At 39.1% G+C, this 26532-nt stretch carries 25 protein-coding genes; 9 read left to right on the top strand and 16 right to left on the bottom strand.

Annotated features, from left to right (window positions below; genetic code table 11):
• The first annotated feature begins 103 nt into the window (after positions 1-103).
• Both QMA08_RS10420 and QMA08_RS10415 read left to right on the top strand, forming a co-directional pair.
• Positions 104-1948 carry a DEAD/DEAH box helicase gene (locus QMA08_RS10420; RefSeq protein ID WP_024606656.1) on the top strand — a complete coding sequence of 615 codons (1845 nt, stop codon included), beginning with the start codon at positions 104-106 and terminating at the stop codon, positions 1946-1948.
• A gap of 512 nt (positions 1949-2460) precedes the next feature.
• Entirely contained in the window at positions 2461-2775 is a 315-nt protein-coding gene (locus tag QMA08_RS10415) for a hypothetical protein (protein ID WP_278380548.1), read from the top strand.
• Between the two features lie 76 nt (positions 2776-2851).
• On the opposite strand, the gene QMA08_RS10410 is transcribed toward QMA08_RS10415, so the two are convergent.
• The 6 genes from QMA08_RS10410 to QMA08_RS10385 form a co-directional block, all read right to left on the bottom strand.
• Positions 2852-4405 (bottom strand): AbgT family transporter, encoded by a 1554-nt coding sequence (locus QMA08_RS10410; protein ID WP_039489264.1) that lies wholly within the window; start codon positions 4403-4405, stop codon positions 2852-2854.
• A gap of 143 nt (positions 4406-4548) precedes the next feature.
• On the bottom strand, positions 4549-4824 hold the full coding sequence (locus QMA08_RS10405; RefSeq protein ID WP_024596509.1) for a YfcL family protein: 276 nt from the start codon (positions 4822-4824) through the stop codon (positions 4549-4551).
• Positions 4821-5984, bottom strand: coding sequence for an ATP-NAD kinase family protein (locus tag QMA08_RS10400; protein ID WP_200219335.1), 1164 nt, complete (start codon positions 5982-5984; stop codon positions 4821-4823). The genes QMA08_RS10405 and QMA08_RS10400 overlap by 4 nt, the downstream gene beginning before the upstream one ends.
• On the bottom strand, positions 5974-6528 hold the full coding sequence (locus QMA08_RS10395; RefSeq protein WP_138489419.1) for an elongation factor P hydroxylase: 555 nt from the start codon (positions 6526-6528) through the stop codon (positions 5974-5976). The genes QMA08_RS10400 and QMA08_RS10395 overlap by 11 nt, the downstream gene beginning before the upstream one ends.
• 118 nt (positions 6529-6646) lie before the next feature.
• Positions 6647-7108, bottom strand: a complete 462-nt coding sequence (locus QMA08_RS10390) for a zinc-ribbon domain containing protein (protein ID WP_278380544.1) — start codon at positions 7106-7108, stop codon at positions 6647-6649.
• 164 nt (positions 7109-7272) lie between these two features.
• Positions 7273-7668 (bottom strand): DUF4112 domain-containing protein, encoded by a 396-nt coding sequence (locus tag QMA08_RS10385; protein ID WP_278380542.1) that lies wholly within the window; start codon positions 7666-7668, stop codon positions 7273-7275.
• A 327-nt stretch (positions 7669-7995) separates the two neighbouring features.
• Between QMA08_RS10385 and QMA08_RS10380 the strand changes: the two genes are divergently transcribed.
• Together QMA08_RS10380 and QMA08_RS10375 are read left to right on the top strand one after the other, a co-directional pair.
• Positions 7996-8640, top strand: a complete 645-nt coding sequence (locus tag QMA08_RS10380; protein ID WP_278380541.1) for a DUF6795 domain-containing protein — start codon at positions 7996-7998, stop codon at positions 8638-8640.
• Positions 8637-9785, top strand: coding sequence for a lipase family protein (locus QMA08_RS10375; RefSeq protein ID WP_278380540.1), 1149 nt, complete (start codon positions 8637-8639; stop codon positions 9783-9785). Before QMA08_RS10380 ends, QMA08_RS10375 begins: the two co-directional genes overlap by 4 nt.
• Positions 9786-9838: 53 nt before the next feature.
• Here the strand turns inward: QMA08_RS10375 and aroC are convergent, their stop codons facing one another.
• Together aroC and prmB are read right to left on the bottom strand one after the other, a co-directional pair.
• Entirely contained in the window at positions 9839-10936 is a 1098-nt protein-coding gene (gene aroC, locus QMA08_RS10370; protein ID WP_278380539.1) for a chorismate synthase, read from the bottom strand.
• Positions 10937-11000: 64 nt separating this feature from the next.
• Positions 11001-11936: a 50S ribosomal protein L3 N(5)-glutamine methyltransferase gene (gene prmB, locus QMA08_RS10365; RefSeq protein ID WP_002962167.1), complete on the bottom strand. Its 936-nt coding sequence runs from the start codon at positions 11934-11936 to the stop codon at positions 11001-11003.
• 152 nt (positions 11937-12088) lie between these two features.
• On the opposite strand from prmB, the gene smrB reads away from it, so the two are divergent.
• Positions 12089-12646: an endonuclease SmrB gene (gene smrB, locus QMA08_RS10360; RefSeq protein WP_007377742.1), complete on the top strand. Its 558-nt coding sequence runs from the start codon at positions 12089-12091 to the stop codon at positions 12644-12646.
• Between the two features lie 27 nt (positions 12647-12673).
• Positions 12674-13603 carry an AEC family transporter gene (locus QMA08_RS10355; protein ID WP_138489420.1) on the top strand — a complete coding sequence of 310 codons (930 nt, stop codon included), beginning with the start codon at positions 12674-12676 and terminating at the stop codon, positions 13601-13603.
• Between the two features lies 1 nt (position 13604).
• Here QMA08_RS10355 and QMA08_RS10350 read toward each other — a convergent pair whose 3' ends face one another.
• Genes QMA08_RS10350 through sixA form a run of 3 tightly spaced genes read right to left on the bottom strand, consistent with a single transcriptional unit; the run spans position 13605 to position 15193 of the window.
• The gene (locus QMA08_RS10350; RefSeq protein ID WP_039489246.1) at positions 13605-14342 is read right to left on the bottom strand and encodes an SDR family oxidoreductase; all 738 of its coding nucleotides are present in this window, start codon (positions 14340-14342) and stop codon (positions 13605-13607) included.
• 8 nt (positions 14343-14350) lie between these two features.
• On the bottom strand, positions 14351-14704 hold the full coding sequence (locus QMA08_RS10345; protein WP_290174473.1) for a RidA family protein: 354 nt from the start codon (positions 14702-14704) through the stop codon (positions 14351-14353).
• 18 nt (positions 14705-14722) lie between these two features.
• Complete coding sequence (gene sixA / locus QMA08_RS10340) at positions 14723-15193, bottom strand: phosphohistidine phosphatase SixA (RefSeq protein ID WP_024593905.1); 471 nt, start codon at positions 15191-15193, stop codon at positions 14723-14725.
• Between the two features lie 191 nt (positions 15194-15384).
• Here sixA and QMA08_RS10335 point away from each other — a divergent pair, with 191 nt between their 5' ends.
• Complete coding sequence (locus QMA08_RS10335) at positions 15385-18108, top strand: insulinase family protein (protein ID WP_149602981.1); 2724 nt, start codon at positions 15385-15387, stop codon at positions 18106-18108.
• Positions 18109-18162: 54 nt separating this feature from the next.
• Positions 18163-20415 carry an EAL domain-containing protein gene (locus tag QMA08_RS10330; protein ID WP_149602982.1) on the top strand — a complete coding sequence of 751 codons (2253 nt, stop codon included), beginning with the start codon at positions 18163-18165 and terminating at the stop codon, positions 20413-20415.
• Here QMA08_RS10330 and QMA08_RS10325 read toward each other — a convergent pair.
• Positions 20412-20606, bottom strand: coding sequence for a hypothetical protein (locus QMA08_RS10325; protein WP_024604473.1), 195 nt, complete (start codon positions 20604-20606; stop codon positions 20412-20414). The two genes, QMA08_RS10330 and QMA08_RS10325, sit on opposite strands and share 4 nt — an antisense overlap.
• Positions 20607-20958: 352 nt before the next feature.
• A complete protein-coding gene (gene yeiP, locus QMA08_RS10320; RefSeq protein WP_002962153.1) occupies positions 20959-21531 on the bottom strand; it encodes an elongation factor P-like protein YeiP in 573 nt (190 codons plus the stop codon).
• Positions 21532-21725: 194 nt separating this feature from the next.
• On the opposite strand from yeiP, the gene QMA08_RS10315 reads away from it, so the two are divergent.
• On the top strand, positions 21726-22112 hold the full coding sequence (locus tag QMA08_RS10315; RefSeq protein ID WP_002962151.1) for an MmcQ/YjbR family DNA-binding protein: 387 nt from the start codon (positions 21726-21728) through the stop codon (positions 22110-22112).
• Between the two features lie 36 nt (positions 22113-22148).
• On the opposite strand, the gene QMA08_RS10310 is transcribed toward QMA08_RS10315, so the two are convergent.
• The 3 genes from QMA08_RS10310 to fadI all read right to left on the bottom strand — a co-directional run bounded on the left by QMA08_RS10310 (position 22149) and on the right by fadI (position 26250).
• Positions 22149-22658 (bottom strand): GNAT family N-acetyltransferase, encoded by a 510-nt coding sequence (locus QMA08_RS10310; RefSeq protein WP_290174472.1) that lies wholly within the window; start codon positions 22656-22658, stop codon positions 22149-22151.
• 74 nt (positions 22659-22732) lie between these two features.
• Positions 22733-24940 (bottom strand): fatty acid oxidation complex subunit alpha FadJ, encoded by a 2208-nt coding sequence (gene fadJ, locus QMA08_RS10305; protein ID WP_182673903.1) that lies wholly within the window; start codon positions 24938-24940, stop codon positions 22733-22735.
• Entirely contained in the window at positions 24940-26250 is a 1311-nt protein-coding gene (fadI, locus tag QMA08_RS10300) for an acetyl-CoA C-acyltransferase FadI (protein WP_004335629.1), read from the bottom strand. The genes fadJ and fadI overlap by 1 nt, the downstream gene beginning before the upstream one ends.
• Positions 26251-26532 lie beyond the last annotated feature (282 nt).

Here is a 26532-nt window from a genome sequence, read left to right as displayed (position 1 = left end):
TCGACCAACATCAAACACATAGAAATTAGTTTCAATTTATACAAGCATTTGCCTCGCGAATCCTATATAATGCGCGCCTCTTTAAATTCGTTGAGGCGTATTAATGTCAGAACCAGTCACGTTTGAATCTCTAAATCTTTCTCCTGCAATTTTGAAGGCAGTTGAAGAGTTGGGTTACAAGACACCATCTGAAATCCAAGCTCAATGTATACCGTTATTGCTAGAAAGAAAGGACGTACTGGGACTAGCTCAAACGGGTACAGGTAAAACCGCAGCATTTGCACTGCCATTACTAAATAATATTGACCCGTCTGTGAAACAGCCACAGATCCTTGTACTCACACCAACACGTGAGCTTGCGATCCAAGTTGCTGAGGCATTCGAACAATATGCTAAACATGTTCGTGGTATTGAAGTATTGGCACTATATGGTGGCCAAAGCTACAGTATCCAATTAAGCGCACTTCGTCGTGGCGCTCAGGTTATTGTTGCAACTCCAGGTCGTTTAATCGATCACATTAACCGTGGCACTATCAAGTTTGATGCTCTACAAGCACTTGTACTTGATGAAGCCGATGAAATGTTACGTATGGGCTTTATCGATGATGTAGAAAGCATCATGGAAAAAACACCGCGCGAAAAGCAAACATGTCTTTTCTCTGCGACTATGCCTAAGCAAATTCAAAACATCAGCAGCAAGTATATGAACAATCCTGAACAGGTTCATATTTCTGCGCGTAACTCTACAGTATCATCTGTTGAGCAAGTGTTTTGGAATGCAAGCGTACATAAAAATAAAGCAATTGTTCGCTTCTTAGAAGCTGAGCAATATGAAGGTGCTATTGTTTTCGTTCGTACACGTAACGATACAGTACAACTTGCTGAGTTATTAGAGCGCGAAGGTTTCTCTGCTGCTCCACTTAACGGTGACATGAACCAGCAAGCACGTGAACGCACTGTAGATCGCTTAAAAAGTGGCATGCTAAACATTGTTATTGCAACAGATGTAGCGGCACGTGGTCTAGATGTTGACCGTTTAAGCTTAGTTATCAACTACGATATCCCACAAGATTCTGAAGCCTACGTTCACCGTATCGGCCGTACAGGTCGTGCTGGTCGTACTGGTAAAGCAATCTTATTCGTAAAACATAACGAACGTTATTTACTTAAAAATATCATTCGTCATACGAAGTCTGAAATTGCTCAAGTTGAATTACCAACAGCAAAAATTGTTGAAGAAAAACGTATTGAAGCGTTACAAGCAAAATTAACTATTGCGCTTGAAAACAAAGACATCACGTTCTTCAATGAAGTAGCTACTAACATGGCTGAAAAACTTGACCTTCCTCTTGAAAGCTTAGCGGGTGCGTTACTGTGTTTAGCACAGCAACAGTCGCCAATTAAAGTTGAAGAAGTTAAGATTCAACCTCGTGAACGTAACGAGCGTAACGACCGCAATTCACGCAACGATCGTGGTGACCGTGGACGTCGTAACGAACGTGGCGGCGAACGTGGTGGAGAGCGCGCTGAGCGTAAACCTCGCGAACGTAACAGCCGTGATGCAGGTCCTATGGATACGTACCGTATCGAAGTAGGTCGTGAACATGGTGTTCAGGTTAAAAATATTGTTGGCGCTATCGCTAACGAAGCTGACATCTCAAGCAAGTTTATTGGTGATATTCGTCTACACGACAATCACAGCACGGTTCAATTACCGCAAAACATGCCTAAAGATGTACTTGATCACTTCCAAAAAGTGTTTATTTGTAAACGCCCTATGGGCTTAACAATTACAACTGATCAAGGCCCTGCTGAACCACGTGGCGAACGCTCTGAGCGTCCAGCTGGTGATAAGAAACGCAGCTTTAATAAAGATGACGGCGCACGCGGTGATAAGCGCAGCGGTCCTCGTAAAGAACGTCGCCCTGTAAGCTTCACAGCTAAATAAGCAACGACTCTTTAATAAAAAAACCTTGCCACGAAAGTGACAAGGTTTTTTTGTTTTTAAGCTGCTGCTACAGTGAAAACAAAGTAAACTTTCGCGTCAATTCAATAGCGGCTTGAGATAGTTTTTTTAGCCTGAGTTCGGGTTGCTTAATGCCTATAAATACATTTCTCTGATTTTTAAAATAACAAAAATTCTGTAAACTAGACAAAGGCTATAGTTCACGGACGAATTAAAAATTGAAAAAGATTTACGACAACTTGCTCTTTGTAGCAATAGTACTCCCCATTTTATTATGCATCACTATACCTATTTTAATGGACTTTACAGATCCACCATTCATCTCAAATGAACTATACGACGTTGTTTTCTTTATAACCCTCCCTATTATCTGTTGTGCACTATTTATCTATTTAAATATACTTATTTTCAATAAATATAAACGCTGCAGTAAATATAGAGAATCACTTAAATATAATTTCTCGGATACTAAAATAAAATTAGCATCCATTTTCATGTACCCATTATCCCCTTTATTAATCTATGGAATACTCTATATTTTTATCTCTGATCCTATTAAATTATGGGCTTACTACACGCAAGGCGACTATTGGTATAAAGAATACATCCTGACCGATGTACAAGAGTGTGGCACTGAGTATGAAGATAGCTGTACTCGTTTATACTTCAAAGACCCTAAAACGAATAAGATTCATGATTTTAGGTGGTATGACGATAAGTCTACAATAATGAACAACAAAAATGATTATGTGTATATTGTTGGAGAGGCCAGCTTATTTGGCTATATAGTGAGAGATTTAGAAAGGTAACTTAGAATTACTTTTACATTACAGGACTTTTATTTAAAAACCTCACTCAATTGAGTGAGGTTCATAAAGGTTTAGGTTAAGGCAATGCTGGATAAATGTAGCTAGCATCTAAACCTAAAGGAATACCAAGTGCCCAATAACCTAGCAAGAAAATACTCCAGCCAATCATAAAGGCGATTGAGTACGGCAGCATAATAGCAATTAAAGTGCCTATACCGGTGCCTTTGACATACTTTTGACAGTACACCACCACCAATGGGAAGTATGGCATTAACGGTGTAATAATATTAGAGCTTGAGTCACCTACACGATAAGCGGCTTGAGTTAAGTCTGGCGAAATACCAAGTTGCATTAACATCGGTACAAAAATGGGGCCAAGTAACGCCCATTTTGCTGAACTTGAACCTACAAACAAGTTAACAAAGCCAGTTAAAAAGATAATGCCTACAACCGTTACTGCACTTGGCAATTCCATCGCCTTTAATAACTGCGCACCTTCAATTGCGAGCAGTGCACCTAAATTTGATTTACTAAATGCAGCAATAAATAGCGAACAGAAAAACGCCATGACTATATAATATGCCATGCCGCTCATCGCTTTACTCATTGCATCAATCATATCTTTTGAAGTTTTAAAGGTACCTACCGTAAAACCATATACAGTGCCTGGGATCCAAAAAAGTAAAAATATTAGTGGTACAATTGATTGCATTAAAGGAGAGCTAAAATTAGTAAGGGATCCGTCACTACTGCGCATTGCAGAATCGTCTGGAGCAGAGACAAATGCTAATAACGCAAGTCCAGCAATCATCACGGTACTGGCTATATAAAAGGCACGTTTTTCATCACTACGTGCATCTTCAAATACAGGTAAATCCTCTTTAGCACCATCAACTGCTGTTTTTTGTAAACGTGGTTCAATAATTTTATCGGTAATGTACCAGCCTAATGCCACAATAAATAAGCTAGATGCTGAAGCAAATGCCCAGTTATTTAACGGGTTAATTGTTATTGCAGGATTAATTATTTGCGCCGCACTTTGGGTAAAGCTTTGTAGCAATGGGTCGATACCCGATGGAATAAAGTTAGCCCCAAAACCACCACTGACTCCTGCAAATGCAGCTGCAATACCCGCAAGCGGATGGCGTCCTGCTGCATAAAATATAACACCGGCAAGTGGAATAACTAATACATAACCTGCGTCAGTAGCGGTATGGCTCACAATGGCCACTAAAATGATTGAAGGCGTTAATAGCTTTTTAGGAGTAACTTTAAGCATTAACTTAAGGCCGGTATTAATAAATCCCGAATGCTCTGCAACACCGACACCTAACATAGCTACTAAAACGACACCTAAGGGAGCAAAGCCAGTAAAGGTTTTTACCATAGAGGATAAAAAAGTAGCGAGCGAATCACTTGCCAGCATATTATTAATAATAATCGCTTCACCGGTACGTGGGTCTATTGCATCAAAGCTCACGCCTGAAAACCACCACGACAAAAACCAAATTAATAACATTGCAAATAGAAATATTACGGCTGGATCTGGAAGCTTATTTCCTACTCGCTCAACAAAATTTAAAAAACGCGCTACAACCCCTGAAGGTAAAGCGTCTTGATTATTATTCATTTTTATTGTTCCTAAAATTTATTTTAGTAACAATATCGCATAAAAACAAAACAGTAAATTAACATGGGAAGGTGCTTTAAAAGTTTTGGGCACAAAAAAACACGATAGTGATAAACAAATCGTGTTTTTTTTGCCACTTAGGGTTAAGCGAGGGCTTTAACTTCATCCCACAAGCGTGCAACTAATGCCTTGTCTTCTTCGTTAAGCTCGCCGTTGCGATATGCTTTAACTAAGCTTTGCTCTACAGTTTCGTTTAGCTCATCTATACTGATTGTCAGCTTTTCTACTTCGGCATAACCAACTGCAAGATCAAAATGACCTCGTAAATAGCCGCCAGCAAATAACTCATCGTCAGTTGCTTTTATTACTAAATCATCGAAGTACTGCTGGGCTGCATCGATATAGTTCACTAAACTCATTTATTAATCTCCTGGTTTTGCAAAGCACCTGTATTTTCAAGGTTTTGGTGCCCTACTGCATACATAATATGGTCGTTAAATCCGGTAGTTACTTTAATATAACCGGTTAATTCATCATCTAATTCGCCATCGCCTGTATCACAAATAAGGGGGCGACCATTAAGCGCTTGTAGTTTTGTTTTAGTTGCTACTACAATAATATTTTCTTTGCCAATTGCGCGTATAAGCACAGGACTCAATTGCTGGTTACCACGGCCAAATATATGCCCTTGCCCGCCAATGAGCGTAATGACTAACTTAGTACTTTGATCATGTGTAAGCTCAAGTAATTGTTTAGCCGTTAAATCTTGGGCAACTAAGGTTTGATCTTTTATTAAATCAACACCAAGTAACGTATTTTCAAGCCCCATCTCTTCCATTATGGCTTCAACCGTTGAGCCGCTACCCATAATATAAAATGTGTCTTCATCCATTTGCGATACAACATGCGCTGCAATGTCGGCAAGTACGAGTTCGTCGGTTTCTTTACCGCCATTTTTAACCGCTTGCATATAGCGTACTTCGCTAGGTGTTTGCATTTCGCCGTAGCGTTTGGCTTTTACTGTGCCTTGCCTGAAAGCATCTTCATCTATATCCATTACATCTGCATCGGCTAAAGTAACTAACTCACCCTTAACCAGCATTTCGACTACGCGCCCTGCAGCCTTTGGCGTGATAGCGTAAACACCAGAATGAATTTTACAACCTGCGGGAATACCAAGTACGGGAATGGTATCCTCTATCGCATGGCAAATGTTACGTGCTGTACCGTCGCCTCCGGCAAATAAGACTAAATCAACACCAGAGTTTTTAAGTATTTTTGCGGCTTGTTCTGTGTCATCTGGGGTTGTTATTGCTGCAGTGTTATATACAACCTCTACATTAAAGCCCAAAGCTTTTGCTGTTTGCTCACCCATGTCACCGTTAACAGTGTAAATAGTTAAGCGTTCTTTATAAGGTAATAGCACCTCAAGCGCTGCTTTTGTTCGGCTATTTGCTTTTGGCTCTGCACCTAATTCAATTGCTTTAGCGGCTGTGTGTGCGCCATCACTGCCTTTTAAGGCAACTGTGCCACCTAAACCTGCTACAGGGTTTACAATTAAGCCTAATTTAAACGCCATTACAAAGCTCCTTTGGATGTTGCCAATTAAATTGCTGCGCTGTTAATGGCCACTGTGTATTGTAAAAATCAGACAGTGCTTTTAAAAATGACTCTGTACGAGAGTTAAAGCCATTTTCGATTAGCGATAATACCCGTGCATGTACGCGCTGCTGAAAATCAAACCGACACGTTTGTTCGCCGTTTAAGTTATCCACCGACACATTAAAATTAAACCCTGCTGCGGTGCTTAATAACCACTCTATAGCTTGGGGCTTTATTTCTACCTTTTCAAACTCAGCTTGTTTTTGTTTGTCGCGCCCGTCTGGGCAGTACCAATAGCCGTAATCTTCTAATAACCGACGTGCATCACCGGCCACCAGCCAGTGTGCTATTTCATGTAATGCACTGGCATAAAAACCATGCGCAAATACAACTTGGTGATATGGCACCTGCTCTGTTGCTGGTAAATACACAGGCTCACAATCGCCTTTTATCAGTCGTGTATTGTGACTTTGATAAAAAGTGCGCTCAAAAATTGAAATTAGATCAGCTATTTGATGCATAAAAATTGATTAATTCGTCTCGGTTACAGCGCCATATTAGCGCACTAAAAACGAGACGAATTGTACGGGCTTTTATAACTAAAGTAAAAATAAGGCGGGATAGTAAAATATAAGCGGATTAATCTTTCACTTTATTGATATTTTTAATAATACCTAAACAGTAAAGCGTATTGGCAAGTTCTTTACGCTGTGTTTTTTCACTTGAGGTTTTATTGGCTAAGCTAGTTAACATATCGTACCGTTTACGTAGAGTTAGTATATATCTGGCATGCTTACGGCATTCAAAACAACGTGTACAGTGTGAATCGACCCAAAAATCAAGTACCTCAAACCAATATTGCTGCTCTTGAGCAAAAAAAATAAATGCCTTAGAGCAACTTTCGCACTTCTCTTCAATATCAACATAAAGTGCCCGAGGGTCAATGGCATAGTTTTGCTTTTTTATATCTGCCAATATTACCGTATTAGAGAAGTATTTAAGGCTCGAGTAACGCCAATGCCCTTTCTCTATCTCCTCTATTGTCACTGAGGTATTTGTAGTTATTGGTCTATTGCCATACCTTGGGTGGTTAAGGTACATATATCTGCCTATTTTAAATTCACGGCTTACATCTTAAAAGTAAGCTAAATAAAAGCAAGTTAAAGCAAAATCAATAATACGTCGTTATTATCCGAATTTAAGTATAAGTAATTTCTACACTTTGAATAATTTAGCCCATTAAATAATTTCGACATCAGTATTTCTTAGTGTTCAATGCTCTCTACTTTTACCTGCTTAGCTATATAGTTTTTTAACAAACGGGTATTACGCGTGTTAGCTTTAAAAAATGCATCAAAAATATCACCAAAAAATGGTACTAAACCGCCCGCAAAATCTATGAGCATATTAATGATCATCTTAGTCTTTATACGTTTACTCACACCTAAACGCTGCGCTTCTATAAGCACATAGCTTGATAAAATTAGCCCTGCGGCATCACCTATTACAGGGATTAAACCAATCACCGCCTCCAAACCTATATTAAATTTACTAAAAGGAATGCCAATGCTGCTATCTGTAAAATGACTAAACTTTTCCAAACGTTTCAGTGTTGATTCATATTCAGCGGACGTGAGTGGAGGTTGATTATTTTTACTCATAATAGCTACTTTTATTTAATGTTGTTATATATAAACACTAGGGAGTATTAATACTTAATGAATTATAAAACTAATAAATTGGTACTTAAAGTTGGTTTTAAGATTAAAATCGTTAGCAAGCCCGCATGATAAGTACATTAAAATCGACCTAACAAATAAAACAACCTCGGGATCAATAATCTATACAGACTATGTATATAAAAGGAAAGTTTGAGAGGGGATTACTTATTTTCAATAGCTATCAAGCACTTTATAAAAACAAGTCCCCCTTGCTTTACATACATTTTTTTCTTAGTTAAAATCTAGGAAATTATGCAAGGATTGCCTATGAATAAATCTATTTATTTACCTCGATTCGCCATCTTGTTAATTCTTATTTGTGCTATTGTTTTTCCAGCCCTTAGTCAAGGAGAAGATATGTTTAGCTGGTTCAGAAAAAAGAAAGAAGTATTTTTAAGTCCTGATGTCAACGGCATCGTTACAGAAAACGGCATACCAATTGCTGACTTAGAAATAATACGCTCATTAACATATATTGATGGCGTTGAACGACTTGATTCCGTAATAACAAGTGATGACGGACGCTTTCATTTACCACGAAAAACTATACTTTCTTCTATCCCTAATAAATTAATTTCCGAAGATCGCGTCCACCAGAAGATTTTTATTAGGAAAGGTAACAACTTAATTATTGGTTTGTGGGGGGCCACACAACCAGGCATTTCAGAGCTACCTGAATTCACCGAAAAGCTTAAGTTTTTAAACTGTGAAATAACTAATCAATTAGTCAGATTTGAATTTAAAAATAATACCAACAAATATCTCAATAGAACCGCGACAAGTATTTGCAGATGGAATGAAGATTACAACCCAACGTGGGTTATGGAAAACGGTGAAGAGAAGTACGAAGTCCATAATGGCGATTTGAATGATTTAACAGAACGTTTCACAGGGAAAAAGGTTGAGCTATGAATAATAAAACAATATCACCAAGTACGGCAGCTTCTGTCGCAAATAGAGTTTATGACATAAGAAAAAGCTATGACTTCAGCGGGGAGTTTCATAATGACTTTGTCAGAAACTTTAAAGTGACTAACAATCAAATTCAGGGCGTTAGTGGTGGGTTAATAAACCAACTTCTAAACCGTACGACAGGCTTCGCTCTGACTGCTGAAGGTGCTTCACCACAATTCAAAAATCACCATATTATTGCTATTCGTGGTACTGTTTTCTCATCTTGTGCAGATTGGCTAACCAACTTAAATGTTGCAACAACCCTTGGCCCTAAAAACTTGGAGGTACATTCAGGTTTTGAAAAAGCTTTCACTAGTATGGAGCCTATGTTTAATTCTTATATAAAAAAACATAAACCAGAATTTTTGCATATTGTGGGGCATAGTTTAGGTGGTGCTATTGCTCAGCTTACGGCTATTTGGGCTAGTAAAAAAGGTATACCTACGAATTTGTATACCTTTGGTGCGCCTAGAGTAGTATTAAATAATTCAATACACTCAGCAGCAACTAATATCGGTCAATATCGAGTTACTCATGGCGCCGATCCTGTACCTTGTGTACCAGCCTGGCCATTCAGCCATACCTCTAATGAATATCAAACAGCCATGAATGAAGGATCCTTTTTCAGTCTTGCCGCACACTCTATGGAAAAAAGTCAACCTGGTTACGTTAATACAGTTGCTGCATACAGTGATTATGCGAGTATGGAAAATTCTTTGAAGACCCTACATCATAATCATACTGTTTTAAAATATTCATCTCGTTACAACGTAACCTTTTCACTCAAATGGCAACGAATAATTACAGACGGCCTAATAACTTTTTTAAAGAAAACAGGACAGTACGCTTTTATTTCAGTCCAAGCAGGATTAGGTCTCGGACTAACTTTCTATGACACTCTTGCCCGATGTTTATTTGATTCTGTCGTCAAATTTGTAGAATTAACGGAAGAATTAAAAGGCTTAATTGGTCATATGCTTGCATTTGTAGGGAAAAAAACTTACGAAGTTAAGGAGCTAAGTAAGCAATTCATCAGATGGGTGCTCGGTTTGATGATCAAAAAGCTTTACATGGTTGCAAAACAAGCTATTGATCTTATTTAAATTAAAAGGAGCGCGGCCGCCTCATAAGGTTTAACCGCGCTTACAATAAATACTTACACAGAGCCGTTAATTGGTCCGTGTCCGTGGTTTACATGTGGGTTTTGTCCGCGTTGACGCAGTAAATGGTCCATTAATGTAATAGCCATCATTGCCTCAGCAATCGGGATTGCACGAATACCCACACACGGATCGTGACGACCTTTAGTGATCATCTCTACCGCTTCGTTGCTTGTATTAATGCTGTTACCTGGAATAGTAATACTCGACGTTGGTTTTAGCGCGATAGAAGCAATAATATCTTGCCCTGTCGAAATACCCGCAAGTACGCCACCTGCATGGTTTGATGTAAAACCTTCAGGGGTTAGTTCATCACGATGCTCAGAGCCTTTTTGCTCAACCACATCAAAGCCATCACCAATCTCAACGCCTTTAACAGCGTTAATACTCATTAATGAATGTGCAAGTTCGGCGTCAAGACGGTCAAATACTGGCTCTCCAAGACCAACAGGTACATTGCTTGCCACTACTTTTACTTTAGCGCCAACTGAGTCACCTTGCTTTTTAAGGTCACGCATATATTCGTCAAGCGCTTCAAGCTTACTTGCATCAGGGAAGAAGAATAAGTTATTTTCCACTTCATCCCAGTCAAACGTTTCCGCCTTAATAGGGCCAAGCTGACTTAAACATGCTTTAACTTCAATACCATGAAATTGCTTTAAGTATTTTTTAGCAATAGCACCTGCCGCTACGCGTATCGCGGTTTCGCGTGCAGATGAACGACCGCCACCGCGATAATCGCGCAAGCCGTACTTATGCCAATACGTGTAATCGCCATGACCTGGGCGAAATACATCTTTAATTTTGCCGTAATCTTGCGAGCGTTGATCGGTATTTTCAATCAATAAACCAATGCTGGTACCTGTGGTTTTACCTTCAAAAACGCCTGCTAATATTTTTATTTGATCGCTTTCACGGCGCTGCGTTGTGTAACGGCTTTGGCCTGGTTTTCGGCGATCTAAATCAATTTGTAAGTCGGCCTCTGTGATTTCAAGACCTGCGGGAGTACCATCAACAACGCCGCCTAATGCAACGCCGTGGCTCTCACCAAAGGTGGACACTTTAAATAACTGCCCAATGCTATTACCTGCCATTAACTTTCCTCATTCCTAATGACTACCAATAGCCAAGCACAGGGCTTGGCTATTCATTTTTTACTTATTTTGCAAAATACTCGTCTAGCTGCTTTTTGCTAATTACAAATACACCTAAGCCGCCTTGTTCAAATTCAATCCATTCAAACGGCGCGCCCGGATACAGTGCATCCATATGTACCATAGAGTTACCAACTTCTACAAATAACAAACCGTTATCAGTTAGATGTTCACTCGCTTCGCTTAATATAGTACGGGTTACATCTAAACCATCGTGGCCTGATGCAAGCCCAAGCTCTGGTTCATGATGAAACTCACGTGGCAGGTCAGCCATATCTTCTGCATCAACATATGGTGGGTTTGCTACTATTAGGTCGTATTTTTGACCTGGTACACCGCTAAATACATCAGATTGAATAGGTAACACGCGCTCAGTTAACATGTAATCGTTAATGTTTATGTCTGTCACTTCAAGCGCTTCATACGATATATCTACCGCATCAACTTGTGCCTGCTCAAAAGCTTGCGCAAGTGCAATTGCGATACAACCCGAACCCGTACATAAATCTAATATACGGTTTACCGATTGTGGCTCTTCAAGCCACGGCGTAAAGCGATTACTAATAAGCTCGGCAAATGGTGAGCGAGGTATAAGTACACGTTCATCCACATAAAACGGCATACCCGCAAACCATGCAATGTTTGTTAAGTAAGGGACTGGTGTGCAGTCGTTAATACGTTCTGCAATAAGACCCGCAAGTCGGTTTTTTTCTGTGCTTGTTAAACGCGCGTGCATTAATTCTTTTGGCGCATCAACAGGCAAGCTAAGCGCAGGCAGTAATAAGCTTACAGCTTCATCCCATGCGTTATCTGTACCGTGTCCAAAAAATATACTACTACTTGCAAATTGGCTTGTAGTCCAACGTAACCAGTCATGTAAAGTTGACAGTTCTGCAACGGCTTCTTCGAGTGTTGCTTCTTCTATTTGTAAATCGCTCATATATTTTTACCTGTATTAGCTTACTGACTGTTTTGAGTCTTTAAGACGATTGCATTGCCTATCTGCGCTGGGCAAATTACAATTGCCCCTCATTTAAGTATTGTACCGCCTTTTGCGCTGCGTTTTTACGTTTTTTTGTTTAGGTAATAGTTATGAAAAAAGACACTCCATCACATTCGTCCCTAAGCAATGACGACATAAGCTTATTTCGTCAAACGATCACAGGCGCCAAAGTATTTAAACAAGATACTCATCGTTTTGATACAAAGCCTAAGGTGTCACAAGCTAAGCAATTTGCCCAGCAAAAAAAGCAGGCTCAATCTGAATTTTTCTTCTCAGACGTTTATATTCCCGATATAGACACCCACGGCACGGTTAAATATGTAAAACCTGGCCAAGATACTTTCCTAGCTAAACAGCTTCGCCGTGGTGACTTTGCACCCGATTTGACGCTAGATTTACACGGCTTAAATAAAGAACTTGCTAAAGACGAACTCGCTGGGCTCATTCACGAATGTAAAAAGCAGCATTATTATTGTGCATGTGTAGTGCATGGTATTGGTGGCGGCGTACTAAAGCACAAAGTGCCTCAGTACTTAGTACAACACCCTGACGTAATAGCGATGCACCAAGCCCCTCTCGAATATGGTGGAAGAGGCGCTGTACTCATACTAATTAATTTACCGCAAAGTGATGAATTTAGACGCTAACTTTAGCTATTACCAGGATGTAACTACGTGCATATTTTTTCAATTATTTTTCCGCTCATTTTTATTGTTGCGCTTGGTTATAGCTGTTGCCGATTAAAATTTTTCGACAAGCAGCATATCGCAGGCCTGAGTAAGTTTACTTTTTATATTAGTTTGCCTGCTTTTTTATTATTAAATATGTCGCAAATTAACTTACAGCAAAGTATTAGCCTTTTTGCATTTTTGAGCTTTTACATACCTGTTTTGAGTGTATTTGGGGTGGGTATATTAATTGATCGCTTTTATTTAAGTAAAAAACATTTAAAAAACTACCAACAACACGGTGTATTTGGACTTGCTTCTAGCTATTCAAATATGGTGTTAGTGGGTATTCCTATTGTTATTGCCTCGCTTGGCAAAGAAATGATAGCCATTGCATTTATGATCATTACTTTTCATAGCACATTGTTATTTGCACTTACATTTTTAATAGGCGCTAAAGGTAGCAGCGATAAATTTTCGTGGTCGCACTTTGGAAAAAGTATGGTGTTAAACCCAATAGTACTGAGTATTGGATGCGGGCTTATATTAAACATATTAGGAGTTACACTGTTTACCGACTTAGCAAATAGTTTGGAGCTATTAGCTAAACCAGCAATTGCCTGTGCGCTATTTGTACTTGGTGCAAATTTAGCTTTTTATAAAATAGCTGCAAATTGGCAACCGGCGTTAATAGCATCAGTTTTAAAAATATTTTTATTGCCTGCGTTAGTTTTATTGGTAGGCACTTATGTATTTAAGCTAGACACGCAAATACTTAATGTATTGGTACTTTTAAGTGCGTCCCCTGTTGGCGTAAATGCTTATCTTATTGCGACTCAAATAAAGCAGCATGAAGCCACGCTTGCTGGGGCTGTCGTACTTTCTACTATCTTAAGTGTTATTAGCTTTACGTTTTGGCTAGCTTTATTACTTTAGCTTACAAACCGCCGGCTACATCAACAAAGCTACCCGTTGTAAAAGAAGCGTGCTCTGAAGCTAAAAAGTAAATTGCTGCAGCAACCTCTTCGGGTGTACCGCCTCTGCCAAGGGGTAGTTTACTTTTAAGACGATCGACTCGATTTTCTTCACCGCCATCGCTATGCATATCAGTGTAAATAAGCCCAGGTCTAACCGAGTTAACTCGAATACCTTTACTTGCCACCTCTTTTGCCAAGCCAATAGTAAATGTGTCCATTGCACCTTTAGATGCTGCATAATCAATGTACTCATTAGGAGAGCCCGTTTTAGCGGCCCCCGATGAAACATTAACAATACTACCACTATTTCCCATTCGCTTTATTGCCTCACGGCTACATAAAAAAGCACTGGTAATATTTGTAGTCAAAACTTCGTTTATGCGCTCAGCACTCATTCCTAACAAAGGCATTTGTGGTTTTAAAATACCGGCGTTATTTATTAGTACATCAAGTTGACCAAAGACTTTATCTATATGCATAAATAAAGCTAAAACGTCAGCCTCTAGTGACACGTCACCTTGAATTACTTCAGCCTCAACTCCTAATTGCTTTACTTTTTCTGCCACCAATATTGCACTAGCTAAATCAGCTTTATAATTAATGCAAACATCATAACCATGCTTTGCAAAATATAGTGCGGTAGCTGCGCCAATACCTCGGCTAGAGCCTGTGATAAGTACAACGGGGGAGCGATTCATTAAAGCTATTATTCTTTTAAAGCTGCGACTACTGAAATTTCAACAAGTAGTGCATCACGTGCCATTTTAGCTTCCACGCAGGCACGTGCTGGTGCATAACCCTCGGGTACCCATGCATCCCATACTGCATTCATATCAGCAAAGTATTCCATGATCTTTACATAAATAGTCGCGCTAAGCATGTGTTCTTTTGAACTCCCTGCTTCATCAAGCAGCGCCTCTACTTTATCAAGCATAGTTTGAGTTTGCTCTTTAATACCTTTTTGCGCGTCGGCGCATACCTGCCCACATAAATACACAGTGCCATTATGTTTTACTATGCGGCTCATGCGCGCACCTGTTTGTAAGCGTTCTATCGTCATATTACTTTTCTCAATTATTTAAAGGTTTTCTGGGGCATTTATACTTATATAACTACTACGCTGGGTTTGCTCATCATAACTAATAACAGCAACAGCACCTGTATTAAAAATTGGCATATTACCAGGGCTTAATTGATCCACTAAATAACTTACAATAGGCATGTGTGCCACTATAAGCCATGTATTGCATTGGGGATGAGTAGCAATAAGCGTTTCAAGATAGTCAGCAGCAATTTGAGGTTTGCCTTCGGGGATAATATCGGACGTGGTTTCGCTAAATTTAAATACGTTATTTTTAGCCACACCTGCAGCTGTTTGCTGTGCACGAATGTAAGGACTAACTAACAGTGCATCAGGACAATGTGCTTTACTGAGCCAAAGGCCCATTTTTTCAGCTTCATCGTGCCCTGCTTGGGTTAAATTTCTACCTGCATCATCAGCCTGCATGGGTGTTGCTTCGCCGTGGCGCATTATTAGGATTGTTTTCATAAAAAATCAACCGATTAAAGAATATAAAACAGTAGCCAGTTTGCCCATTTGTCAGCTATATTAACAACATAAATCTATTTATTTCTAAATAATTCTTTCATGAGATTCAGGTAAATCTTTAAGCTGTATTTCGCTTTCCTGAAGCCATCATCTGTTGTTAACAAGTAAACGTTTAGTTTCAGGAGCATCATTTGAATATCAGCCGCAATGATAACAGAGCATACCGCGCCTTTACACTGGACAATGGTCTAAAAGTACTATTAGTGCAAGATAAAGATTCTACAAAAGCGGCAGCATCAATGGCAGTTAACGCCGGGCATTTTGACGATCCTCTTGATAGGCAAGGCCTAGCACACTTTTTAGAGCACATGCTTTTTTTAGGCACTGACCAATACCCAGATTCAGGCAGTTTTAATAATTTTGTTTCACAAGCTGGCGGGAACACTAATGCGTGGACTGGCACTGAGCATACCTGTTACTTTTTTGATATTAATAACCAAGAATTTGAACAGGCGCTTACCCAATTTAGCCGTTTTTTTATTGCGCCACTTTTAAATTCAGCCGAAACAGAAAAAGAACGCAACGCAATTGAAGCCGAGTTTAAACTAAAAATAAAAGACGATGGTCGCCGTATTTATCAAGCCCACAAAGAAACGGTAAATCCAGCTCATCCATTTGCTAAATTTTCTGTAGGAAACCTACAAACCTTAGCTGACAGAGAGCGCTGTATTAGTGATGAGCTTCGCGACTTTTTTAATAGTCAGTACCAAGCTCAGTGGATGACTTTAGTTATTTGCGCAAACGAAACATTAGACACACTACAAAGCTGGGCACAAACTTACTTTGGCGCAATTAAGGGTAATAAAAACCTCAAAAAGCCAGAGATCAGTGAGCCCCTCTATCGCAAACAAGACATAGGAAAAATACTCCATATTGAGCCGCATAAGCATATGCAAAAACTTATCATAAGTTTTGCTATGCCTAATATTGACGACTTTTATCGCCACAAAACAGTGAGTTTTATTGCCCATTTACTTGGCTATGAAGGCGCGGGTTCTCTTTATTCTATTTTAAAAGAGCAAGGCTGGATAAACGCGCTTTCTGCTGGCGGTGGTATTAATGGCAGCAACTTTAAAGACTTTAATATTAGCTTAGCGCTTACCGATGAAGGTATTGAATACTTCGAAGACATTATTGAAATGGTGTTTGAATACATTTGCTTAATTAACGATAACACCGAAAAATTGCCGCGCTTATACCAAGATAAAAAAAATCTATTACAAATAGCATTCGATAACCAAGAAAAGTCACGCTTGATTGATTGGGTCAGTAATTTAAGCATTAATATGCAGCATTACGACGAAGCAAATTACGTGCAAGGCGACTATTTAATGGAAGGCTTTAAAAAAGCGACCCACGAAATGGCCATGCAGTGGTTAACGCCACATAATATGCGCATCGTACTTATACATCCAGATGTAGAGCCTGAACATAAAACCGCATGGTACAACACACCATATAAAGTAGAACATATTTCACCTAGTTGGCTTGATGCACTTAGCGAGATAAATAAACCGCTGAGCGAAATGCTGCTGCCTACCGCTAATCCTTATTTAACAAAAGAAGTGGTGTTATTTGATGTCATAAAACCACAAACGAAACCCGAGTTATTAGTAAAAGAACCCGGTTTTGACTTTTGGTTTAAACAAGACAACACATTTCGTGTTGCTAAAGGTCATTTTTATTTGGCCATGGATTCTGATTTTGCCGTAAAAGATGTTAAACATATGGCACTCACCCGCTTATTTACTGATTTATTTATGGATAGCGTGGGCGAGCAATTTTATCCTGCAGAACTTGCAGGTCTTAGCTACCACTTAACCTCGCATCAAGGTGGGTTAACTCTACATACCGCTGGGCTTTCATCTAGCCAGTTAGAGCTTGTTGATCAATTAATAGATGCTTTATTTAATGTAGAAATTTGTGCAAAACGCTTTGCTGAATATAAAAAACAACTTGTAAGGCATTGGCGCAATAGCAACCAAAACAAACCAGTCAGTGAGTTGTTTAGTATTTTAGGCGCAAAAATAATGCCTTGGAACCCTCAACCTGGGGAGCTTGCATCGGCATTAAAAAACACTTGTTTTCAGCAATTTAATGAGTTCAGAACAGACTTTTTTAAAGCACTACATGTTGAATCATTTTTACATGGTAACTGGCAGCAAAGTGATGCATTAGCCTTTCAAAAAAAGGTCGCCGAACACCTAAAAAACGCAGCCATAATTGAAGATTTAAGACGCCCTCTTTTTGAAATTAAAAAAGTAACTCGCTACGAGTTAGAACTTCCTTGTAGCGACCATGCCATGGTAGTTTACTATCAAGCGCAAACGGATTGCGTGGCCGAAAAAGTAAAAATGATGGCGTTAAATCATTTAATTAATCAAGATTACTTTAACGAATTACGAACAACACAACAGCTAGGTTATTTAGTGGGCGCAGGTTATGCACCTTTCAATACTCGTGCTGGAATAGCATTTTATGTGCAGTCACCTAAGTTTGATGCAAAAACATTATTGCATCGTCATAACAGCTTTATTAAAAAATACCTTGATAACATTGATGCACTTGATGAAAACGATTGGCAACAGCAAAAACATGGCCTTAGTACTCATATTGCAGAAAAAGATAAAAACTTGCGCCTGCGCTCACAACGGTTATGGCTTGCTATTGGTAACAGAGATCACGAATTTCATATGCAGCAGCGACTTTTAGATGCCCTAAACGCACTAACACTAAAAGAAGTAAAAGTTTATGCACTAAGCCTATTTGATGATAATAGACCAAGATATGAGCTTTTAAGCTCGGCAAAAGTCAGTAAATCTCAAAATATGCCCGTTTACTCTCAATCTCTTTGACACTAGGTTTAGCTTGTTTTAAATTATCATTTGTAAATTAGAAGTAATCAAAAAATGATAAAAACAATAATAAAACTAAGCATGCTTGTAGTACTTGCTTACTCATTTGAGCTTTTTGCCTTTGAGTCATCACTTAATTACAACTCAGACAATATACTTATACTAGCAAGCGCCATTATAGCGCTTGCTTTGCCCTACCTGTTATTTGTAATCCACAAACTTAGACGTTCACGCCGCCAACTCCGACTTTCGGAAAAACGCCTTAAAAGTACTGTAGAAGGTAGCGGCGATACACTTTGGGACTGGAACATAAAAACAGGCGAAGTTATTCGTATTAACGATAAGTATTTAATGGACTCAACTACGTTAATGGGGTTTCCACCAAATAAAGGCCTTATCCATCCTCACGATATTAATAACGTTGAGCACTTGCTAAAAGTGCACTTTGCAGAGCAGTCTGCTTTTTTTGAAGCTACCTACCGAATCAAAGATACTTTTGGTCGTTGGCACTGGGTGCTCGATCGCGGAAAAATAATTGAAAAAGACGCAAACTTATCACCCCTTAGAATGACAGGTACCGTTCGCGATATATCACAGTTAAAATCAACTGAAGAGCGCTTAAACCTTTTTGCAAAATGTGTTGAGTCGCTTACTGACGCCTTAGCAATTTACGATAAAAACTTTAAACTGGTTGATATAAACCCTAGCTTTTTAACCTTGTTTGGTGGCATACGCGAACAATACTTAGGAAAAGATTTTAGCCTATCTGGGTATGAGCCAAGCTACACAAACAGAATTATTGAAATAGTAAAAGAGCGCGAACATATTCAACAAGAAGTGAAGCTTCGTAATAGTGAGCGTATTTTATTACCGATAGAAATATCCATAGATGAAATTAAAAACGATCAAAATCAAATAACTAATTATGTCGTTGTATATTCAGATTTAACAGAGCGTAAAAAAGCCGAATCGCAATTACATAACTTATCGAATCGAGATCGCACAACCAGTCTGCCTAACCGAAATTTATTTTTTACTGATTTGCATAAACTAGTAAAACTCAATTCGCATCACGCCTTGCTTGTGTTCGATTTAGATAACTTTAAAAAAATAAATGACTCGTTAGGACATCAGCTAGGTGACAGCTTATTAGCTAAACTAGCAATGCGCTTAAATAAACTAACCCGTGAAAATGATGTGTTTTATCGTTTAGGCGGCGATGAGTTTGCTCTGGTAATGTCTGACACTAACGACATACATGTAATTACACGCATGGCTAAACAGTTTTTAGCAGCCATTGCTACACCATTTAAAATGGCAGGCCACGAACTGGCAATCACCTCAAGTGTAGGTATTGTATTATTCCCAGAAGACGGTAATACGCCTGAACTGCTTTTAAAAAATGCAGATACCGCGATGTATCATGCTAAAAAGAAAGGTAACAGCTACTTATTCTTTAACGACACGATGAACCGCCAAGCCGTTAAACGACTGCAAATTGAAAACCTCATGCGCTTTGGTTTAAAAGAAGACCATTTTGAAGTGTACTACCAACCAAAAATGAATATTCGAACAGGCAAGCTAACCGGAATGGAAGCATTAGTTCGCTTTATTACACCCAAAAAAGGCATTATTAGTCCGGGAGTTTTTATACCTATAGCCGAGGAAACGGGCCAAATAATTGAAATTGGTGAGGTGGTATTAAACAAAGCCTGCAGAGACGTAAAAGAATGGCTAGATAGCGGTTTATTTAGCGGCCGAGTAGCTGTCAACTTATCAGCAAAGCAATTTAGCCTCCCCGATTTAACCTCTCGTATTGACGTTATTTTGCAAAAAAATGAATTACCTTCTTACTTTTTAGAGCTTGAAATAACAGAAGGTACTGTAATGGATGACCCTAAAGAAGCCATTGCAATTATGCGTTCGTTAAGTGCCCGAGGTATTCATTTAGCAATGGATGATTTTGGTACTGGTTATTCATCATTAGCGTATTTAAAGCAATTTCCACTTAATACACTTAAAGTAGATAAAGCATTTATAGATGACATGACCAACGAACGTGGCCGTAACATGGTCGACTCAATAGTCACTATTGCACATAACCTTGATTTACATGTAGTTGCTGAAGGTGTAGAACAAGCCCATCAAATTGATATACTCAAAAAGCTTAATTGCGAAACAGTACAAGGTTATTATTATTCCAAGCCTCTATCAAAAAGTGAATTTACTGAATTTTTAAAGCAACAACAAACTAAAGCAGCCCCAAGTTTAATTAGAAAAAATAAAAATGTGGCATCGATAAATTAAGGGCGCCATATACACGCATTTATTCCTACATTTCTAACTAAAGCACGACGATAATGTAGATTAAACAAGCACCAGGCTACAGGTCCAAGTAAACCGCCTAAAATCAGCCATCGCTTAATTGGCATGCCTTTTTTAATGGTTTCTAAATACATTAAAGCTATAAATGCACTGCTTAGTAAAACTATAAACAAAATCACGCCTTAAAGTTGCTCAAAAATACGGCGCTTATTCTAACGCTAACGTGATTAAATTTAAAGCAACAAATCCCCCGCGCGCACAAAAAAGCCGAACCTGTTAAACACAGATTCGGCTTTTAAAATTATAATTTATACCAATCTGCTTATATATGGGGTCTATTTAACGTTAAGAAAATTACGCTAGAACTAGGCAAAAGTTTTTATATCTAGTTGTTCTCGGCAATTGCTCCCTGCATTGCTCTACCTCCTGCATCCATGCAGTCGTAAATAAAAAACTTTTAACGACGTTATAGTGCAATTTAATTCGTTAAATTGATCAAGGATTTATGCAGGTTGGTATTACAAGTTACTTTTCAGCACGACCCATAAATTTGTGTTCAACAGTATTAATACGGATACGGTCACCTGTTGAAATATGCTCTGGCACAGAGATATTTAAGCCAGTAGACATACGTGCAGGTTTTGAACGAGCACTTGCAGATGCACCTTTAATAGATGGGTCTGTTTCTTCAACAACAAGTTCAACACTTGATGGTAAATCAAGTCCTACTGGCGCGCCATCAATAACAATTACATGTACGCCTTGCGTTTCTTCATTAACAAATAAAATTTCTTCGCTAATAGCATCTTTGTTTAAGTTGTAAGGCGTGTAATCTTCATTATCCATGAACACATACTCGTCGCCATCAATGTACGATAGCATTACTTCACGGCGTGTTAAATCAGCCAGCGTTAGCATGTCACTGTCTTTAAATGTTTCGTCAACTTTACCACCGGTTACCACATCGTATAAACGCATACGGTATAAACTACCACCAGCACGACCTTGCGGCACAGAGCGCACAATATCTTTTACAACTAAAACGCGGCCATTGAAGTCAATAGCAGTACCTTTTTTAACATCACTCGCCTTTGGCATGTGTGAATTCCTATTATTTTTTTGATTGGCAGAAACATACCACGAACTGGATTTTGTTCAACTAAAATTACGTTGGTTTTACGCTACATGTTGTATTAGCTTGTAAAATTTTAATTTATACTAAAATACATATAATCAAATGTGAAAAAAACTGCTATGGTAGCTTTACCGAGTATGACTTCAAGGAATGGATCATGGACCAGAAAAAAGTACATGAGTATTTAGTTAAAAAACCACTTGTTCAGGTTACAAAACCATTTGCGCAAGAGGTTGATGTATATAAAGTGAATCATAAAATGTTTGCGACTCTTGCTATTGGCAATGACGGTCAAACTAATGATGATGGTGAGGTTATTTGGTGGCTTAACTTAAAATGCGATCCTGATGAAGCAATATCATTGCGTGATACTTTCCCGGCAGTGATCCCTGGTTACCATATGAATAAACGCTTATGGAACACAGTAATTTTAGACGGCACAATTGCACAAGGTGAAATTGAGAGAATGATTGATAACTCATTTAATTTAGTCGTAGAAAATATGCCAGAAAAAGACCGCAAAGCTATCTCACTTCACTTGTAAGCACTTTTTGGGCTAGGCTACTAGCCCATTAAAACCTTAAACCTTAAGCGTATAAATTAAATCGTCATATAACTTTTCGCCTATTGTATGCACTTTAAAAAGTGTATCGGTATGGGTTAAGCCGCACTTACTAAGCACCTTTTCAGAACCAATATTGCCACGCGTTACGACTGCTTTAAACTGCCTAATACCACATTCTTTCCAAGCCCAATCAATTACAGCTCTTAACGACTCTGTCGCGTAGCCTTTATTAAAATACTCTGGCAATAATAAATAACCAAGCTCTGCGGTTTCTCCGTCATAGGCAAAGCCTGTAACACCCACTGGTTGTTTTGTTTTATTATTAATAATGAGTAAGCACAGTGGGTGGCGTGATTTAGTATTCCACTTAGGTAAGCGTATCTCAAAGCGGTTTCTTACCAGTGACTCCATTGGCATATCAAAACAATACTTAAGGACTTGAGGATCGCGATGAAGCGCTAGAAAAAGAGGCCAATCAGACTCTTCTATTTGGTACATGCTCAATCTTTGTGTAAATAATGTCATTAAGCTCCTCATTTAAATATTAAAAATCATAAAAAAACCGCATTTAAATGCGGTTTTTATAAACAGTAGAAACTTTATTCTTTTGTTTCAATCTCTTTAGTAACTTCAGGCTCAGTGACACTTTGCTCTTGTGGCTCAGTACTTTGTACTTCAGGAGCTACAACCTCAACAGTTGCTGCATTATAAAAAGTAGTACCAGAGCTTGCCATTGTTACCAGTGACTCACATGGAGCAAAATTAGCATCGCTGTTAGCCAATGTAGACATATCAGAGCTTATTTTACTTGCGCCTAATTTATCCATATAGCTAAACGGGCCACCTAAAAAGGGTGGGAAACCAATACCAAATATTGCACCAATGTCGCCATCACGAGGGCTTGCAATAATGCCATCATCTAAACAGCGTACTGCTTCGTTAAGCATTTTTGATACACATCGCTTAGCAATTTCGCTTTTGTTTAAACGTGGAGCTGGGGTAACACCCAATAGTTCGTAAACTGACTCATCAACCTTTTTGCCTTTTTTGTCGTATTCATAAAAACCACGACCCGACTTACGGCCAAGGCGTTTTGAATCAATCATACGCATAAATGCATCAGGGCCTTTAAAACGCTCACCTAATTCTTTTTCAAGAATTGGAGCAATTTTAGAGCCAATATCAATTCCTACTTCATCAAGTAGAGCCAGCGGTCCTACCGGAAAGCCAAACTCAACTAGGGCTGCATCAATCTTTTCAATTGGCTCACCCGCAAGCATTAAGTTAGCAGCTTCATTTAAGTAAGGCGCTAAAATACGGTTTACGTAAAAACCGGCCATGTCTTTTACAACAATTGGCGTTTTACCTTGCTTACGTGCAAAGTTAACAACGCGAGCAATGGTCTCTTTAGATGTACCTTCGTGTGGAATAATTTCCACTAATGGCATTTTTTCTACTGGTGAAAAGTAATGTAAGCCAATTACATTTTCAGGACGAGCTGCCTGCGCTGCAATTTGCGAAATTGGTAATGATGACGTGTTACTAGCAAAAATTGTATTTTCTTGGCATTGCTGCTCTACGTCTGCAACCATACCTTGCTTAAGCGCAAGATCTTCAAACACCGCTTCTATTACTAAATCAATGTGTTTAAAGCCGCTGTAGTCTGTTGTACCTGTAATACGGTTCATTGTTAACTGCATATCAGCTTTAGACATAATACGGCGCTTAAGGCGCTTGTCTAAAATTTTGTAGGTGTAGCTCATTGCATTACTAATGCCCTGCTCTGCTACATCTTTAATACGTACCGGTACTTTAGCTTTAACAGCACTTACATGCGCAATACCTGCGCCCATTAGTCCACCACCTAAAACAGCAGTTTTGCTAATTGCGGGTGCGTCATCATTGCGCCACTCTTTTTTCATTTCAGTGGTTGCAAAGAAAATACCGCGAAGCGCTTTCGATTCGTCACTCATTACAAGTGTTGCAAAGCTTTCAGCTTCTGTTTTATACGCTTTTAGCTCATCAAGCTCTACACTAGCACGCACAGCCTTAATAATAGCGAGTGGTGCTGGGTAGTGCCCGCCCGTTTTTTTAAGTACGTTTTCTTTAGCTTTTTTAAAGATAAAGTTACGACCAAACGGGTTTGACTCTAGTAATTTACTAATATTGTCGAGCTTTGGCTCTTTTGCTTGTGGCTTTTTCTTAGTCGCAAATTCTTTTGCAACTTTTAGCAGCACACTGTGTGGTACACAGTCATCAAGCACGCCTGCTTTTTTAGCTTGCTTAGGACGAATTTGTTTACCTGTTAGCATCCACTCAAGTGCTTTTTGAATACCAACAATTTTAGTTAAGCGCTGCGTACCGCCACCACCAGGAAGTAAACCAAGCTGCACTTCTGGTAAGCCAATTTTTGTTAAATCGCTGTCGGTACCAACACGGTAGTCACACGCTAAAGCAAACTCTAAACCACCACCTAATGCAGCGCCATGAATCGCACTTACTGTAGTGTATGGCAGTTTTGTCATATCAAAAAATGCTTGATGGCATAGTTCGCTAATAGCTAAAGCATCATCACGCTTTTGAACGCTATCGAGCATTTTTACATCGGCGCCCGCGATAAAGTTATCGCTTTTTCCGCTTATAAATACCATGCCTTTTACATTTTGCGACTTAGCGTCTTCTAATAATGCTTTTAAGTCATCGGCAAAACTACTGCGCAGGGTATTCATTTTCTCCCCTGGCACATCAATCGTTACTACGGCAATTTTGTTTTCATCTACCGCTAAATTAAATACTGAATCAGTCATTACGCGCTCTCCAATACAAAGGCTGCACCTAAACCACCAGCAGCACACGCTGTTGTTAATGCCAAACCGCCACCACGACGTTTAAGCTCGTGTAAGCTTTGCGTAATTAAGCGTGCACCTGTTGCTGCAAATGGGTGACCATATGCCAAAGAGCCGCCGTTAACGTTAAACTTATCCATGTTAATTTCGCCAATTGCTTTGCTGCGACCTAAATGCTCTTGTGCAAATTTGTCTGAGGCAAACATTTTCATATTGGCAAGTGTTTGCGATGCAAACGCTTCGTGCATTTCAATTAAGTCTAAATCAGCAAGCGTAATACCCGCTCTATCTAGTGCAATAGGCGTTGAATGAGCTGGGCCCATTAACATGTCTTTTTCTACGCCAATTGCCGAAAATGCAAAGCTACGTACGTAACCTAGTATTTCATAGCCAAGTGCTTTTGCTTTGCTTTCGCTCATCATAAGTACGGCCGCTGCACCATCAGTTAATGGTGTTGCATTTGCGGCGGTAACAGTACCGTGCTGACGGTCAAAAACAGGTTTAAGCTTGGCGTAGCCTTCAACCGTTGAGTTTTTACGAATATTGTTATCTTCTGAAATAAAGCTTTTATATGGCGGTAAATGCGCCGTCATTACTTCATCTTTTAACTTACCATCAGCCCATGCTTGCGTTGCAAGTGAGTGAGAACGATGCGCTAATGCATCTTGATCTTCACGGCTAATATTATGTGTTTTAGCCATTTGCTCAGCAGTTTGCCCCATTGAAAGGCCTGTTGAGTACTCTGCAACTGCAGGAGGCACTGGTAATAAGTCTTTTAAGCGCAGTTTTGAAAATATTTTTAAGCGTTGACCAAGCGTACGCGCTTTATTTAAATCAACTAAGCTGCCTGCTAGCTTTTTACTTACACCAATTGGCAATACTGATGACGAATCTGCGCCACCTGCAATACCTACACTTACAGATCCCGCCATAATAGACTCAGCTACATTAGCAATAGCCTGAAAGCTGGTAGCACATGCGCGCGATACAGAATATGCATCAACCGATACTGGCATACCTGTACCCAATACAATTTCACGTGCAATATTTGGCGCTTCTGGCATTTGTACTACTTGACCAAATACAAGTTGATCAATTTCTGACTTATTGAAATTTAATCGTTCAAGCATTTCGTTAACCACCAATTTACCCATATCAAGTGCTGGTACATGGTGAAACGCTGTTGCTTGTTTTGCAAAAGGTGTACGTAAGCCGCTAACGATGGCAATACGGTCGCCCTTTGGTGTTTTTAGTATGTTTTGCTCAGACATTTATGCTCTCCCGCTGACAGGTCTGACCTGTTTGTTTTCCTCGATTCTAAACAACCCGTGCCCTAAAGCCAATAGATAAACACAAATTTATATAAACAGTGTTTAATTACGACTATCACAATAGGCTTTTTTAGACGCATTTACAAAGTTTTGTGGTACGCTAAAATTCGTTAAAAAATAACGAACTATTTTAAAAAATACAGTCTAACTCTTGAGTTACCCAATTATAAACCTTATAAATAGGTCAGTATTTATCACCTAACACTATTAGGTACAAACCCA

The organism is Pseudoalteromonas sp. APC 3355, from assembly GCF_030407615.1.
Taxonomy (GTDB): domain Bacteria; phylum Pseudomonadota; class Gammaproteobacteria; order Enterobacterales; family Alteromonadaceae; genus Pseudoalteromonas; species Pseudoalteromonas distincta.
This window is presented reverse-complemented; position numbering and strand designations above follow the sequence as displayed.

What these genes read in the sequence shown, in the direction of transcription:
- QMA08_RS10420 (WP_024606656.1), top strand. Translation starts at nt 104, where the DNA reads ATGTCAGAACCAGTCACGTTTGAATCTCTAAATCTTTCTCCTGCAATT.
- QMA08_RS10415 (WP_278380548.1), top strand. Translation starts at nt 2,461, where the DNA reads ATGTACCCATTATCCCCTTTATTAATCTATGGAATACTCTATATTTTT.
- QMA08_RS10410 (WP_039489264.1), bottom strand. Translation starts at nt 4,405, where the DNA reads ATGAATAATAATCAAGACGCTTTACCTTCAGGGGTTGTAGCGCGTTTT.
- QMA08_RS10405 (WP_024596509.1), bottom strand. Translation starts at nt 4,824, where the DNA reads ATGAGTTTAGTGAACTATATCGATGCAGCCCAGCAGTACTTCGATGAT.
- QMA08_RS10400 (WP_200219335.1), bottom strand. Translation starts at nt 5,984, where the DNA reads ATGGCGTTTAAATTAGGCTTAATTGTAAACCCTGTAGCAGGTTTAGGT.
- QMA08_RS10395 (WP_138489419.1), bottom strand. Translation starts at nt 6,528, where the DNA reads ATGCATCAAATAGCTGATCTAATTTCAATTTTTGAGCGCACTTTTTAT.
- QMA08_RS10390 (WP_278380544.1), bottom strand. Translation starts at nt 7,108, where the DNA reads ATGTACCTTAACCACCCAAGGTATGGCAATAGACCAATAACTACAAAT.
- QMA08_RS10385 (WP_278380542.1), bottom strand. Translation starts at nt 7,668, where the DNA reads ATGAGTAAAAATAATCAACCTCCACTCACGTCCGCTGAATATGAATCA.
- QMA08_RS10380 (WP_278380541.1), top strand. Translation starts at nt 7,996, where the DNA reads ATGAATAAATCTATTTATTTACCTCGATTCGCCATCTTGTTAATTCTT.
- QMA08_RS10375 (WP_278380540.1), top strand. Translation starts at nt 8,637, where the DNA reads ATGAATAATAAAACAATATCACCAAGTACGGCAGCTTCTGTCGCAAAT.
- aroC (WP_278380539.1), bottom strand. Translation starts at nt 10,936, where the DNA reads ATGGCAGGTAATAGCATTGGGCAGTTATTTAAAGTGTCCACCTTTGGT.
- prmB (WP_002962167.1), bottom strand. Translation starts at nt 11,936, where the DNA reads ATGAGCGATTTACAAATAGAAGAAGCAACACTCGAAGAAGCCGTTGCA.
- smrB (WP_007377742.1), top strand. Translation starts at nt 12,089, where the DNA reads ATGAAAAAAGACACTCCATCACATTCGTCCCTAAGCAATGACGACATA.
- QMA08_RS10350 (WP_039489246.1), bottom strand. Translation starts at nt 14,342, where the DNA reads ATGAATCGCTCCCCCGTTGTACTTATCACAGGCTCTAGCCGAGGTATT.
- QMA08_RS10345 (WP_290174473.1), bottom strand. Translation starts at nt 14,704, where the DNA reads ATGACGATAGAACGCTTACAAACAGGTGCGCGCATGAGCCGCATAGTA.
- sixA (WP_024593905.1), bottom strand. Translation starts at nt 15,193, where the DNA reads ATGAAAACAATCCTAATAATGCGCCACGGCGAAGCAACACCCATGCAG.
- QMA08_RS10330 (WP_149602982.1), top strand. Translation starts at nt 18,163, where the DNA reads ATGATAAAAACAATAATAAAACTAAGCATGCTTGTAGTACTTGCTTAC.
- yeiP (WP_002962153.1), bottom strand. Translation starts at nt 21,531, where the DNA reads ATGCCAAAGGCGAGTGATGTTAAAAAAGGTACTGCTATTGACTTCAAT.
- QMA08_RS10315 (WP_002962151.1), top strand. Translation starts at nt 21,726, where the DNA reads ATGGACCAGAAAAAAGTACATGAGTATTTAGTTAAAAAACCACTTGTT.
- QMA08_RS10310 (WP_290174472.1), bottom strand. Translation starts at nt 22,658, where the DNA reads ATGACATTATTTACACAAAGATTGAGCATGTACCAAATAGAAGAGTCT.
- fadJ (WP_182673903.1), bottom strand. Translation starts at nt 24,940, where the DNA reads ATGACTGATTCAGTATTTAATTTAGCGGTAGATGAAAACAAAATTGCC.
- fadI (WP_004335629.1), bottom strand. Translation starts at nt 26,250, where the DNA reads ATGTCTGAGCAAAACATACTAAAAACACCAAAGGGCGACCGTATTGCC.